A 12,518-nucleotide genomic window follows, 5' to 3' on the forward strand; every position below is an offset into this window, starting at 1 on the left:
AAGGGCGAGGTCATCAAGACCGTTCCGGAGTCGAAGATCGTGGAGACCCTGATCGAGGAGGCCATGAAACTGGCCGCGCAGATGGAGCACGGCGGCGTCGCGTCCGACGCCCCCGCCGTCACGGGGACACCCACCGTCACAGTGAGTTGAAGCACGGCACGGACCGAGAGGGGGCCGAGCGTGACCATTCTGGAGACCGTCCGGGGACCACGTGACCTGAAGGCGCTGTCCGAGGCGGAACTGGCCGAACTTTCCGACGAGATCAGGGAATTCCTGGTGCACGCGGTTGCCAGAACCGGCGGCCACCTCGGCCCCAACCTGGGGGTGGTGGAACTCACCCTCGCGCTGCACCGGGTCTTCGAGTCCCCGGCCGACCGCATCCTGTGGGACACCGGCCACCAGAGCTATGTGCACAAGCTCCTGACGGGGCGCCAGGACTTCTCCAAGCTGCGCGGCAAGGGAGGCCTGTCCGGCTACCCCTCGCGCGAGGAGTCCGAGCACGACGTCATCGAGAACAGCCACGCCTCCACCGCGCTCGGCTGGGCCGACGGACTCGCCAAGGCCCGCCAGGTCCGAGGAGAGAAGGGCCATGTCGTCGCGGTCGTCGGCGACGGCGCGCTGACCGGCGGCATGGCCTGGGAGGCGCTCAACAACATCGCGGCCGCCAAGGACCGGCCGCTCATCATCGTCGTCAACGACAACGAGAGGTCCTACTCCCCGACCATAGGCGGCCTCGCCAACCACCTGGCCACCCTGCGCACCACCGACGGCTACGAGAAGGTCCTGGCCTGGGGCAAGGACGTCCTGCTGCGCACGCCTGTCGTCGGCAGCACCGTCTACGAGTCCCTGCACGGCGCCAAGAAGGGCTTCAAGGACGCCTTCGCCCCGCAGGGCATGTTCGAGGACCTGGGGCTGAAGTACCTCGGCCCGATCGACGGGCACGACGTCAAGGCGGTCGAGTCGGCCCTGCGCCGGGCCAAACGCTTCCACGGCCCGGTCCTGGTGCACTGCCTCACGGTCAAGGGCCGCGGCTGTGAACCCGCCCTCGCCCACGAGGAGGACCATTTCCACACCGTCGGCGTGATGGACCCGCTGACCTGCGAGCCGCTGACTCCGGCCGGCGGCCCCTCCTGGACGTCGGTGTTCGGCGACGAGATCGTGCGGATCGGCGAGGAGCGGGACGACGTGGTGGCGATCACTGCCGCGATGCTGCACCCGGTGGGCCTCGGCAGGTTCGCCGAGCGCTTCCCCGGCCGGGTGTGGGACGTCGGCATCGCCGAGCAGCACGCGGCCGTCTCCGCGGCGGGCCTGGCCACCGGGGGCCTGCACCCGGTCGTCGCCGTCTACGCCACCTTCCTCAACCGGGCCTTCGACCAGCTGCTGATGGACGTGGCGCTGCACCGCTGCGGGGTCACCTTCGTACTGGACCGGGCCGGTGTCACCGGCGTCGACGGGCCCTCCCACAACGGCATGTGGGACATGTCCGTCCTCCAGGTGGTGCCGGGCCTGAGGATCGCCGCCCCGCGCGACGCCGACCAGCTGCGGGCCCAGCTGCGCGAGGCGGTCGCCGTGGACGACGCGCCGACCCTGCTCCGCTTCCCGAAGGAGTCGGTCGGCCCGGCCGTCCCGGCGGTCGGCCACGTGGGCGGCATGGACGTGCTGCACGCGGACGACGACCCGGACGTCCTGCTCGTCGCCGTCGGCGTCATGGCGCCGGTGTGCCTGAAGGCCGCCGAGCTGCTCGCCGCCCGCGGCGTCGCGTGCACCGTCGTCGACCCCCGCTGGGTCAAGCCCGTCGACCCGGCGCTTCCCGGTCTCGCCGCCGGCCACCGCCTGGTCGCCGTCGTCGAGGACAACAGCCGCGCGGCCGGCGTCGGCTCCGCGGTCGCGCTGGCCCTCGGCGACGCCGAAGTGGACGTACCGGTCAGGCGGTTCGGCATCCCGGAGCAGTTCCTCGCGCACGCCAAGCGCGGCGAGGTGCTGGCCGACATCGGTCTCACGCCCGTGGAGATCGCCGGACGGATCAGCGCGAGCCTGGCGGCCAAGGAGCAGGCCGGGCCGGCCCCGGCGCGGGACACAGGGGCCGGCGGGCCAGTCAAGGAGAGAGCTGAATGAGCAAGGAGTTCGACCTCGGCAGCCTCCTGTCCGAGCGCGGAGCCGAACGCTACGAGCTGCACGCCCGGCACCTGAACCACCAACTGCCGCGCATGCTGCACACCATCGGCTTCGACAAGGTCTACGAGCGGGCCGAGGGCGCCTACTTCTGGGACGCGGACGGCAACGACTACCTCGACATGCTCGCCGGGTTCGGCGTGATGGGCCTGGGCCGCCACCACCCCGTCGTCCGCAAGGCGCTGCACGACGTGCTCGACGCACAGCTCGCCGACCTCACCCGCTTCGACTGCCCACCGCTGCCCGGACTGCTGGCGGAGCGGCTGCTCGCCCACAGTCCGCACCTGGACCGGGTGTTCTTCGGCAACAGCGGGACGGAGGCGGTGGAGACGGCCCTGAAGTTCGCCCGCCGCGCCACCGGCAGACCGCGCGTCCTGTACTGCGAGCACGCCTTCCACGGCCTGACCGTGGGCTCCCTGTCCGTGAACGGCGAGGACGCCTTCCGCGACGGCTTCGCCCCGCTGCTGCCCGACACGGCCGTACCGCTCGGCGATCTCGACGCCCTGGCCAGGGAACTGGAGAAGGGCGACGTCGCCGCCCTGATCGTCGAGCCGATCCAGGGCAAGGGCGTGCACGAGGCCCCGCCCGGCTATCTGCGCGCCGCCCAGGAGCTGCTGCACCGGCACAAGGCGCTGCTCGTCGCGGACGAGGTGCAGACGGGACTCGGCCGCACCGGCGACTTCTACGCCTACCAGCACGAGGACGGGGTGGAGCCGGACCTGGTGTGCGTGGCGAAGGCGCTGTCCGGCGGTTATGTGCCGGTCGGCGCCACGCTCGGCCGGGACTGGATCTTCAAGAAGGTCTACTCGTCCATGGACCGGGTGCTGGTCCACTCGGCCAGCTTCGGGTCCAACGCCCAGGCCATGGCGGCCGGACTCGCCGTGCTGTCCGTCCTGGAGAACGAGCAGATCGTCGCGGGCGCCCGGGCCACCGGCGAGCTGCTGAAGTCGCGGCTCGCGGCCCTGACCGAACGCTACGAACTCCTCGCCGACGTGCGCGGCCGGGGCCTGATGATCGGCATCGAGTTCGGCCGGCCCCGGTCGCTGAAGCTGCGCGGCCGCTGGACCGTGCTCCAGGCCGCCCGCAAGGGCCTGTTCGCGCAGATGGTGGTCGTCCCGCTGCTCCAGCGGCACCGGATCCTCACCCAGGTCTCCGGCGACCATCTGGAGGTGATCAAGCTGATCCCGCCGCTGATCATCGGTGAGCGGGAGGTGGACCGCTTCGTGGACGCCTTCACCGCCGTGATGGACGACGCCCACGGCGGCGGACTGATGTGGGACTTCGGGAAGACACTGGTGAAGCAGGCCGTTGCCCACCGGTAGGTCAGGGAGCCGGCCGCGGGTCCCGCCTTTTGCCTCTGAGGCAATAAATTTGCCCCAGAGGCAAGGATGAGGCTCAATGGAGACATGAGCACTCCCGAGCCCGAGCCCTCGGCGGGACCGGTCGAGGACCTTCCCGCCGTCGCCCCGCAGCTGCGTGCGCTGCGCCGCCGCAGCTCCCTCACCCTGGAGGCCGCGGCCCGCGCGGCCGGGCTGTCGCCCGCCCACCTCTCCCGCCTGGAGACCGGACAGCGCCAGCCCTCCCTGCCCCTGCTGCTCGCGCTCGCCCGTGTCTACGGTACGACGGTCTCCGAACTGCTCGGCGAGAGCGTCGCCGCCCCGGACGCCGTGGTGCGCGCTGCGGACATGGAACCGACGCGGGCGGGCGGCTGGACGTACTGGCAGGCCGGCGCGCCCGGCCGCGGGATGCAGGCCCTGCGGGTCCACGTGCCCCACGGCTCCCAGGGCGACGTCGTGCGGGTGCACCCGGGCGAGGAGTGGCTGTACGTCCTCAAGGGGCGCCTGCGCCTGCGCCTCGGGGACACCGCGCACCTGCTCGCACCGGGCGACAGTGCCCACTTCGACTCGCTGACCCCGCACCGGATCGCCGCCGAGGATCCCGACGGGGCCGATCTGCTCTTTGTCCACACCCTGCTGCAGAGCCCCACGGCCGCGCTGTGCCTGGGCCCCCACACCGGAGACAAGTCATGAGTGACATGGAAGAGAAGTTCCCGCGAGCCCTGTGGATCCGGCTGATCATCTACATCGCCGTCGGGCACGTCTTCGCGGCGTTCGTCTGGCTGCTGTTCGAGGTGGGCGCCAAGTAGGGACACGCGAAGGGGGAAGCGCGAAGTGGGGAGCCGGAGCGGGCCGAGCAGTTCCATGACCTCGGGGGAGTAGGCCGAGGCCGCGCTGCTGCTGCGGTGCACCTTGTAGCGGCGGTGCTTGGCGTTCGACTCCAGGTAGTCCGCCCGGATCGCGTCCTCGTCCACGCCCACGGCGAGCAGGGTCACGGCGATCGACAGGCCCGCGCGGTCCTTGCCCGCCGCGCAGTGCATCAGGGCGGGGACGCTGTCCTGCGCGAGGGCGTGCAGCACGTGGGAGTGCTCGGCGGTGCGCTCGGTGATGATCATGCGGTAGGAGGCGATCATCCGGTTCGCCGCCTTGCCGTCCGCGAGGATCGTGCGCAGCTGGTCGAGGTCGCCGTCGCGGACCATCCGCCAGAACTCGGCGCCGTCTGCCGGGTCGCTCAGCGGCAGGTTGACGTTGCGCACGCCGGGCAGCTCGACGTCCGGGCCCTCGAGCTTCTTGTCGGCCGCGTTGCGGAAGTCGAAGATCGTGTGCAGGCCGAGGGAGGACAGAAAGGCCGCGTCCCGGTCCGTCGCGTGCGCGAGGTGGCCGCTGCGGAACAGCACTCCGTGCCGCACCCGCCGTCCGTCCACGGTCGGCAGCCCGCCCACGTCGCGGAAGTTGCGCACTCCGGCCAGCTCTGGTTCGGTCGACGGGACCTGCTGCGTCACGGGGGCTCCTCCCACTCGGTCGGCCCGGCCCGAAAGGCGGGGCCTGGGCCCGCCGTCACGGCTCGTCGGCGGGCGCGCCTTCCGACGATACGACATGGGTTCCCAGGGCAACGGCCTGGCCACGGGCGAGGAAGCCTCCCGGTCGGCGGCTGCCCCGCTCCGCGGCGACGGCCCAGGCGATCCACCGCCCTTCTTTCGCCTTCCTGTCCTATATGGGCAATTTATCGGTATTGAGCTATTAGGTCCCAACTCGTCGGCCCCTGGGGGCTGCTGACGGGAGGTGACGTGAGCAGCGTCATACTCGTGACCCACGGTGGTCCGCCATGTCCACGTAATTACGGCGCCCTCTCTGCGGGTTGACCAAGAGGGCGCTGATCCAATGCACGGAGCGTCACGGGTTTTGCCCGAATTGGATCACGATGAGCCCCTCTGAGCGGAACCCGCCGCTTGTCCGAACACATCCCGCTCGCTTACGTTCCACCCCGATCCGGACGGACGCCTCATCCTGCCGCCGTCCGGGGCCCGCACACCCACCCGTGCACGGCAGGAGCGGGGGACCCACAGGTACAACCGCCTGTTCCGGTCTCCGGAACGGCTAGGGGTGAAGTCGCGTCCCGCGCGGCCGGGCATCTCCAGCCCGAACCCGACAGCTCACCTCGCAGGCGCCGGAGAGGAATCCGCCATGCCCGCGAAGGGTAAGCACCGCCGTCCGAAGACCCAGCGCCTGACCCGCGTCCTCGCCGCCGCCGGAACCGGTGGCGCCGTGCTCGCACTGCCCCTCATAGGCGCCGCGGGAGCCCACGCGGCCCCCGCGCAGTCCGTCACCGAGCAGACCGTCCGCAGCGCCCCGGCGGCCGCCAAGGCGCCCGCGGCCAAGGGCGCCGGCGCCCGGACCTACACCGTCCGCGCCGGCGACAGCCTGTCGGGCATCGCCGAGAAGCAGCACGTCCGCGGCGGCTGGAAGCAGCTGTACCAGGACAACCGCCGGGCCGTCGGCGACGACCCCTCGCTGATCCACCCGGGCCTGAAGCTGACGCTCGGTCACGCGGCCGCCGGCGCCACCCGGGCGCCCGCGGCCCCGAAGCCCGCGACCGCCGGCTCGTCCGCCGCCAAGGCGAAGACCGTCTCCGCCGCCCAGGTGAAGACCGCGGTCGCCCGCGCCGAGCGGACCGCAGCCACCGCCTTCACCCTGCCGGTGACCGGCGCCGCCGTCGGCACCGGCTACCACGTGGCCGGCAGCCACTGGTCCAGCGGCTACCACACCGGCGTCGACTTCGTGGTCCCGACCGGCACCCCGGTCAAGGCCGTCGGCGCGGGCACGATCGTCTCCGCGGGCTGGGGCGGCGCGTACGGCAACCAGGTCGTCCTCCGGCTCCAGGACGGCCACTACGCCCAGTACGCCCACCTGTCCGCGCTCTCCGTCTCGGCCGGCCAGGCCGTGACCCCGGGACAGCGGCTCGGTCTGTCCGGCGCCACCGGCAACGTGACCGGCCCGCACCTCCACTTCGAGATCCGCACGACGCCGAACTACGGCTCCGACGTGGACCCGGTCGCCTACCTGCGCGCGCACGGCGCCCCCGTCGCCTGACGCACGCGCCCCCGCCACCACCTGCCCGGCACGCCGCCGAAGGCCGGACCCACACCCCCCGGGTCCGGCCTTCGGTGTGCTCTATTCCTGTTCGGCCACATTCACCCAGTGGCTTATCTCACCGTCCGTCAACCCTTGCCTACGGTCGCGTAGGTCACATTCCAAGGTGAATCATGGGCCGATGTGGCAGACGATTCGAAGAGTGACAGCAGAGCAGTGATCGGGTCGTACGTGGCGGTGGGGGACAGCTTCACCGAGGGCGTCGGCGACCCCGGCCCCGACGGGGCGTTCGTCGGCTGGGCGGACCGGTTCGCGGTCCTGCTCGCGGACCGACGTCCCGAGGGCGGCTTCCAGTACGCGAATCTCGCCGTGCGCGGCAAGCTGCTCGACCAGATCGTGGCGGACCAGGTCCCGCGGGCCGTGGAACTCGCCCCGGACCTGGTGTCGTTCTGCGCGGGCGGCAACGACATCATCCGTCCCGGCACGGACCCGGACGACGTGGCGGAGCGGTTCGAGAAGGCCCTCGCCCGGCTCGCCGCCGCGGCCGGCACCGTGATGGTCACCACCGGCTTCGACACCCGGGGCGTGCCGGTGCTCAAGCACCTGCGCGGCAAGATCGCCACCTACAACGGTCATGTGCGGGCCATCGCCGACCGCTACGACTGCCCGGTGCTCGACCTGTGGTCCCTCAAGGCCGTCCAGGACCGCCGGGCCTGGGACCACGACCGGCTGCACCTGTCGCCGGAGGGGCACACCCGGGTGGCGCTGCGGGCCGGCCAGGTCCTCGGCCTCGACGTGCCGGCCGACCCCGAGCAGCCCTGGCCGCCGCTGCCGCCGCGCGGCGCCCTCGGCATCCGGCGCGACGACGTCCAGTGGGCCCGGGAGTTCCTGGTGCCGTGGATCGGCCGCCGCCTGCGCGGCCAGTCCTCCGGGGACCATGTGACGGCCAAGGGCACGCTGTCGCCGGCCGACATCAGGAGCCGGATCACGACGGTGGCGTGAGGGCGGCCGGCGGCCGCCCCGGACCGGGGCGCACGCCGGAGCACAGGGGCACGGCGTCCCGGCGTGGAGCCGTGCCCCTCGCCGTACCGGCCGGCACTCGCCCCGGCCCGCGCCGGGGCCTGTGCACGGCTCGGCTTCACCGTCCGGCGTTCGTCAACGCCTCCCGCTCCAGGCCCAGTTCCCGAGCCAGTGCCTCGTCGACCCATTCCCGGGCCCGCGCGCGGGAGATCCCGCCGCCGTACGCCGTCAGCTGCACGGCGAGCCCGTCGAGCAGGGCCGTCAGACGCAGCGCCGCGGCTCCGGGGTCCGGGCACCGGAACTCGCCCGCCGCCACACCCTCCGCGACGACCTCGGCGATCGCCGCCTTCCACTGCCGGTCGAGGCCCTGGGCGACCTCCCGCAGGGCGGGCTCGCGCAGTGCGGCCGCCCACCCCTCGATCCACAGCCGCCAGCCCTTGGCCTGCCCGGTCGGGGCGTACCAGCGGACGGCGGCCCGCAGCCGCCGCAGCGCCGTCGTCCGCCGGCCCAGCAGCTTGCGCAGCTGCGCCAGATCGTCCTCGGCGGCATGGGCGAAGGCGGCCGCGACCAGCCTCTCCTTCGTCGAGAAGTGATAGAGCACCAGCGCGTTGCTCACCCCGAGCACCGAGGCCACGTCGGCGATGCGCACCGCCGCCACGCCCCGCTCCTCGATCTGCCCGATGGCGGCCCGCAGCAGCTCCTCGCGCCGCTCCGCCACGCTCAACCGCACTCTCGCCACGCGGTCACCCTAACTCCCCCCGCATCCCGCCCGTTTGGCGCGCACGGCGGCACGGCTCGCGGGTCCTCCCGCGCCCTCGTCCCGTCCCGCGGGCCGCGGCGGACGGCAGGCTGCCGGAGGGCCCCGCGCGGCGGCCCTCCATAATGGAAAATCTGACCGACTCCACCTGGAGGTACCGTGGCCGGCTTCCGTTCCCTGAGCTCCGGGCTCCGCGCCCTGCAGCCCGCGGCCCTCGGCGCGGCCCCCGGCGGTGAGCGCATGGCGCGCATCCGCCGGTCGCCCCACTTCAAGGACGGCGTCTTCCAGAACCCCGGGGGCGTCACGCGCACCCGGCCCTCCGGCTCGACGGCGGCCTTCGCCAAGCTCTACTTCGACAAGGACGCCCGCCCCCGCCGGGCCCCCTCCGGCACCGTGCCGGTGCACGCCACCACGCTCGCCGACCTGTCCCGGCCCCCGGCCACCGGCCTGCGGCTGACCTGGATGGGGCACTCCAGCGTGCTGGCGGAGATCGACGGGCAGCGAGTGCTGTTCGACCCGGTGTGGGGCGAGCGCTGCTCCCCGTTCCCGTTCCTCGGGCCCCGACGGCTGCACCCGGCACCGCTGCCGCTCGCCGCGCTCGGCCCGGTCGACGTGGTCGTCATCTCGCACGACCACTACGACCACCTGGACCTGCCCACGATCAAGGAACTGGCCGGCACGGACACGGTCTTCGCCGTGCCGCTCGGCGTCGGCGCCCACCTCGAGCACTGGGGAGTGTCCGCCGACCGCCTGCGCGAGCTGGACTGGCACGAGGCCGCCGAGGTCGGCGGGCTCACGCTGACGGCGACGCCGGCCCGTCACTTCTGCGGTCGCCGGCTGCGCAACACACAGCACACGCTCTGGGCCTCCTGGGTGGTCGCGGGCGACGAGCACCGGATCTACCACAGCGGCGACACCGGCTACTTCGACGGCTTCCGGGACATCGGCGCCGAGCACGGCCCGTTCGACGCCACGATGATCCAGATCGGCGCGTACTCCGAATTCTGGCCCGACATCCACATGACACCCGAGGAGGGCACGCGCGCCCATCTCGACCTCCAGGGCGGTCCGTCGGGCGGCCCGATGCTGCCGATCCACTGGGGCACGTTCAACCTCGCCCCGCACGCCTGGGCCGAGCCGGGGGAGTGGACGAAGGACGCGGCCGCGCAGGCGGGACACCCGGTGGCGCTGCCCCGGCCGGGCGAGCCCTTCGAGCCGGGCGCGGACCTTCCCGCGCGCCCCTGGTGGAGGGACGTGTCCCTGCCACTGGACCGCAAGTGGCCCGTCACGAAGGCCACTCCGACGGCGTCTCCCGACGACCTCGACCTCGTGGGCGAGGACTGACCGACCGGATCCGCCGACCAGATCACCGCGGGCACGTTCGGAACCGCGAAGTACGTCACCGACCTGCTGTGCGCTGGAGCGACGGTGAGGTCACCGACCACACCACCGTCGGTGACAAGGGCTTCGGCACCGAACACCGGCTGATGAAGCCGAAGAGCGCCTGGAAGGACGCCACCCCGGTGACCGCGGGCGACTTCACCGCGGGCGGCAACTGGGACACCCTGGTGCGCTGGTCCGACGGAAGGGTCTCCCAGTTCCAGGAGACCGGCCCCGGCGGTGTCGGCAAGGAGGTGCGGATGGCTCCGGCCGGCAGCATCTGGTCCCACGACTCGGTGATGACGGCGGGCAGCTACGACTCCAACGGCCGGCCGGACGACCTGGTCGTCCGCTGGTCCGACGGCGAGACCACCGTGTACACGCACACCGGCGCCACCTTCGGCACCGAACGCATGCTCGTCGCCCCGAAGTAATGCCCCGCGACCCGCCCGGCGGCCGGGTCGGATCCGGGGGGACCCGAACCGCCCCGCCCCCGGATCCGCCCGCCGGGAATCCGCCGTGCCACGGGCAGGCCCCCGGTCGCCCGCCCCAGTCGCTGTCGGCGGGACCGGTCGGAGAGCCCCGGTCACCGCCGGGCGGGCGCGATGCCGCTCACGGAGGTCCCTCGGTGACCGGGGGCAGCCCCGCCGCCCGCAGGGCCCGGTTGAGCGGCCCGAGGTCGTAGATGCCGTCCAGATCGGCGGACTTGAGCAGCCCCGCCCGTACCGCGTGCCGGGCCTGGGCCCGTAGGGTGGCGGCCAGCGGGTCGTCGGTGAACGTGATCCCGTGCCAGGCCCTGTCGAGCACACGCGCCGGAAGGGCCCTGCCCGTCAGCCGCTTCAGCCGGGCGTTTGCCGCCGCCTCGGCCTGGCCCGGATGGGCGGAGATCCAGGTGTTGGTGGCGACCGTGCCCCGCACCACCGCGTCGACCACGTCCGGGTGGTCCGCCAGGAACGTACGCGAGACGATGACGTTCGTCGTGACGAACCGGTGCCCCGGCCAGAGGTCCGCCTCGTCCAGCAGCGCCCGCGCCCCCTGGGCGACCAGGAGGGAGGCGGTCGGTTCGGGAACCCAGGCGCCGTCGACCGAGCCGGAGCGGTAGGCGTCCACCGTCACCCTGTTGTCGCTGCGGACCACCGAGACGTCGCCCCGGCCGGTCGCCGGATCGATCTTCCAGCCGCGGCCCGCCGCCCAGTGCAGGAAGGCGACGTCCTGCGTGTTGCCGAGCTGCGGGGTGGCGATCCGTTTGCCCTTCACCTCGGCCAGGGAGTGGATGCGGTCGGGGTTCACCACCAGCCTTACGCCGCCGGACGCGGAGCCCGCCACGATCCGCAGCGCGTCACCGCCCGACTTCAGATATCCGTTGACGGCGGGCGACGGGCCGGTCCACGCGATGTCCACGGACCGCGCGCCGAGGGCCTCGATGGCGGCGGGGCCCGCGTTGAAGACCCGGGGTGAGATCGCCGTGCCCTTCAACTCGCGGGCGAAAAAGCCGCGTTCGAGTCCGACAAGCGCGGTGGCGTGGGTGAGGTTGGCGAAGTAGCCGATGCGCACGGTTTTGACGGAGAGGGCGGGGCCGTGGGCGGGGGGACCGGCGGCCGCCGCCGAATGCGGCCGGTTCTTTCCGTATCCGCATCCCGTCAGCAGGCTCAGCGCGACGGCGAGCGCCGCGGCGGCCACGAGCCGGGTCAGGTGCGGTAACGGTAACGGGGCAGGTTGCATACCGGGGTCCTCGGGGTCAGTCGTGGAGACCGTCGGAAGAGGGAGGGGGGATGGCCGCGGGGGCCTCGGCCACGAGACCGCGGCGCGCCACGTCGATCGGCCCGGTGAAGGCCCGTGCGGCCGCGCCGAGGGCAGCCGAGGGATCGGTGCCCGGCCACAGATGGGTGAGCAGCAGCCGTGCTGCCCCGGCCGCCTCAGCGTACTCACCCGCCGATCGCGCGCTCAAGAGGAACTCGGCGTCGGCGCGCGGTACCTGGTCGACGTAGGTGGCCTCGGACAGCAGCAGATCGGCCTCGCGGGCCAGAGCCGTCACCTCGGGGCTGGGACCGGTGTCCCCGGTGTAGGCCAGGGACGTGCCGCCCGCCGTCAGCCGCAGGCCCGCGTTGGGGACGAAGTGCGGCAGCAGGCGGGTGTCGACGCGGAAGGGGCCGATCTCGAAGCGGTCGCCGCCCCGGAACTCCCGCAGCGTGAAGGCGTCCCGCAGCATTCCGGGCCGGTCCAGGGCGAGTACGGCGTCGAGGGCGCCCGGCAGCGAGTGCACGGGCAGCGGGGCCGGCGGCTCGTCGGCGAGGGCGCGGGCGCGCAGCAGCGGGTTGAGGTCGGCGCAGTGGTCCGGATGCCCGTGGGTGACCAGGACGGCGTCGATCTGCCCGGCCGTCGCGTACTCCTGCAGGGCCGGGAAGGTCGCGTAACCGGGGTCCACGAGGAGCCGGAAATCCTCGCTCTCCAGCAGGTATCCGCTGCACGGCTGCTCCGGGACCGGCCAGGCTCCGCAGCCGCCGAGGACGGTGAGGTGCATCATGCGGCGTTCCTGTTCGGACATGCGCCGGCGCGCGGTGACGGGGCCTTTCGATCTTACGCTCGCCGGGGCCGCGCACGCCCACGGAGAGGTCTCGGCCAATCGGACGCCGGTGGGAAGCCGCCGGGCACGGTGCGCCACAGAACGGAATCTTTCCCTCCCCGCCCGACCGGGGGCCGGACGAAAGAAAGTGTTATGAGCGACGTGGGCCGACCGGGGCGGCCGGGCGGGGAAGGCCGGG

Annotated in this window: 11 protein-coding genes, 2 pseudogenes and 1 riboswitch; of the genes and pseudogenes, 9 read left to right on the forward strand and 4 right to left on the reverse strand. The window is 72.9% G+C overall.

Features of this window, described 5'->3' with window-relative positions; genetic code table 11:
* The 5 genes and pseudogenes from ACF1A5_RS31945 to ACF1A5_RS31965 form a co-directional block, all read left to right on the forward strand.
* Positions 1–150 (forward strand): annotated as a pseudogene (locus ACF1A5_RS31945) (4-hydroxy-3-methylbut-2-en-1-yl diphosphate synthase); the annotation flags it as partial.
* A 30-nt stretch (positions 151–180) separates the two neighbouring features.
* Positions 181–2,115, forward strand: coding sequence for a 1-deoxy-D-xylulose-5-phosphate synthase (dxs, locus tag ACF1A5_RS31950; RefSeq protein WP_392196357.1), 1,935 nt, complete (start codon positions 181–183; stop codon positions 2,113–2,115).
* Positions 2,112–3,494 carry an aspartate aminotransferase family protein gene (locus ACF1A5_RS31955; protein WP_392196358.1) on the forward strand — a complete coding sequence of 461 codons (1,383 nt, stop codon included), beginning with the start codon at positions 2,112–2,114 and terminating at the stop codon, positions 3,492–3,494. Before dxs ends, ACF1A5_RS31955 begins: the two co-directional genes overlap by 4 nt.
* Positions 3,495–3,578: 84 nt before the next feature.
* Entirely contained in the window at positions 3,579–4,202 is a 624-nt protein-coding gene (locus tag ACF1A5_RS31960; protein ID WP_392196359.1) for a helix-turn-helix domain-containing protein, read from the forward strand.
* Positions 4,199–4,318: a DUF6126 family protein gene (locus ACF1A5_RS31965; protein WP_392196360.1), complete on the forward strand. Its 120-nt coding sequence runs from the start codon at positions 4,199–4,201 to the stop codon at positions 4,316–4,318. The genes ACF1A5_RS31960 and ACF1A5_RS31965 overlap by 4 nt, the downstream gene beginning before the upstream one ends.
* Before the next feature lie 36 nt (positions 4,319–4,354).
* Here the strand turns inward: ACF1A5_RS31965 and ACF1A5_RS31970 are convergent.
* A pseudogene (locus tag ACF1A5_RS31970) lies at positions 4,355–5,011 on the reverse strand (tyrosine-protein phosphatase); the annotation flags it as partial.
* A gap of 521 nt (positions 5,012–5,532) precedes the next feature.
* Positions 5,533–5,689, forward strand: a riboswitch (cyclic di-AMP (ydaO/yuaA leader).
* Between the two features lie 4 nt (positions 5,690–5,693).
* Here ACF1A5_RS31970 and ACF1A5_RS31975 point away from each other — a divergent pair.
* Both ACF1A5_RS31975 and ACF1A5_RS31980 read left to right on the forward strand, forming a co-directional pair.
* Positions 5,694–6,599 (forward strand): peptidoglycan DD-metalloendopeptidase family protein, encoded by a 906-nt coding sequence (locus ACF1A5_RS31975; protein ID WP_392196361.1) that lies wholly within the window; start codon positions 5,694–5,696, stop codon positions 6,597–6,599.
* Between the two features lie 216 nt (positions 6,600–6,815).
* Positions 6,816–7,601, forward strand: coding sequence for an SGNH/GDSL hydrolase family protein (locus ACF1A5_RS31980; RefSeq protein ID WP_392196413.1), 786 nt, complete (start codon positions 6,816–6,818; stop codon positions 7,599–7,601).
* 136 nt (positions 7,602–7,737) lie between these two features.
* Here ACF1A5_RS31980 and ACF1A5_RS31985 read toward each other — a convergent pair whose 3' ends face one another.
* A complete protein-coding gene (locus ACF1A5_RS31985; RefSeq protein WP_392196362.1) occupies positions 7,738–8,358 on the reverse strand; it encodes a TetR/AcrR family transcriptional regulator in 621 nt (206 codons plus the stop codon).
* A 177-nt stretch (positions 8,359–8,535) separates the two neighbouring features.
* Here ACF1A5_RS31985 and ACF1A5_RS31990 point away from each other — a divergent pair, with 177 nt between their 5' ends.
* Both ACF1A5_RS31990 and ACF1A5_RS31995 read left to right on the forward strand, forming a co-directional pair.
* Positions 8,536–9,720: an MBL fold metallo-hydrolase gene (locus tag ACF1A5_RS31990; protein ID WP_392196363.1), complete on the forward strand. Its 1,185-nt coding sequence runs from the start codon at positions 8,536–8,538 to the stop codon at positions 9,718–9,720.
* A 68-nt stretch (positions 9,721–9,788) separates the two neighbouring features.
* Entirely contained in the window at positions 9,789–10,190 is a 402-nt protein-coding gene (locus tag ACF1A5_RS31995; RefSeq protein ID WP_392196364.1) for a hypothetical protein, read from the forward strand.
* 178 nt (positions 10,191–10,368) lie between these two features.
* On the opposite strand, the gene ACF1A5_RS32000 is transcribed toward ACF1A5_RS31995, so the two are convergent.
* Positions 10,369–11,478, reverse strand: a complete 1,110-nt coding sequence (locus tag ACF1A5_RS32000) for an aliphatic sulfonate ABC transporter substrate-binding protein (RefSeq protein WP_392196365.1) — start codon at positions 11,476–11,478, stop codon at positions 10,369–10,371.
* 16 nt (positions 11,479–11,494) lie between these two features.
* A complete protein-coding gene (locus ACF1A5_RS32005) occupies positions 11,495–12,280 on the reverse strand; it encodes an MBL fold metallo-hydrolase (RefSeq protein ID WP_392196366.1) in 786 nt (261 codons plus the stop codon).
* Positions 12,281–12,518 lie beyond the last annotated feature (238 nt).

This window comes from Streptomyces sp. NPDC014864, from assembly GCF_043081525.1.
Taxonomy (GTDB): domain Bacteria; phylum Actinomycetota; class Actinomycetes; order Streptomycetales; family Streptomycetaceae; genus Streptomyces.

Excerpts from the sequence above, each read along its gene's own strand:
- ACF1A5_RS31955 (WP_392196358.1), top strand. The coding sequence starts at position 2,112 with ATGAGCAAGGAGTTCGACCTCGGCAGCCTCCTGTCCGAGCGCGGAGCC.
- ACF1A5_RS31960 (WP_392196359.1), top strand. The coding sequence starts at position 3,579 with ATGAGCACTCCCGAGCCCGAGCCCTCGGCGGGACCGGTCGAGGACCTT.
- ACF1A5_RS31965 (WP_392196360.1), top strand. The coding sequence starts at position 4,199 with ATGAGTGACATGGAAGAGAAGTTCCCGCGAGCCCTGTGGATCCGGCTG.
- ACF1A5_RS31975 (WP_392196361.1), top strand. The coding sequence starts at position 5,694 with ATGCCCGCGAAGGGTAAGCACCGCCGTCCGAAGACCCAGCGCCTGACC.
- ACF1A5_RS32000 (WP_392196365.1), bottom strand. The coding sequence starts at position 11,478 with ATGCAACCTGCCCCGTTACCGTTACCGCACCTGACCCGGCTCGTGGCC.
- ACF1A5_RS32005 (WP_392196366.1), bottom strand. The coding sequence starts at position 12,280 with ATGATGCACCTCACCGTCCTCGGCGGCTGCGGAGCCTGGCCGGTCCCG.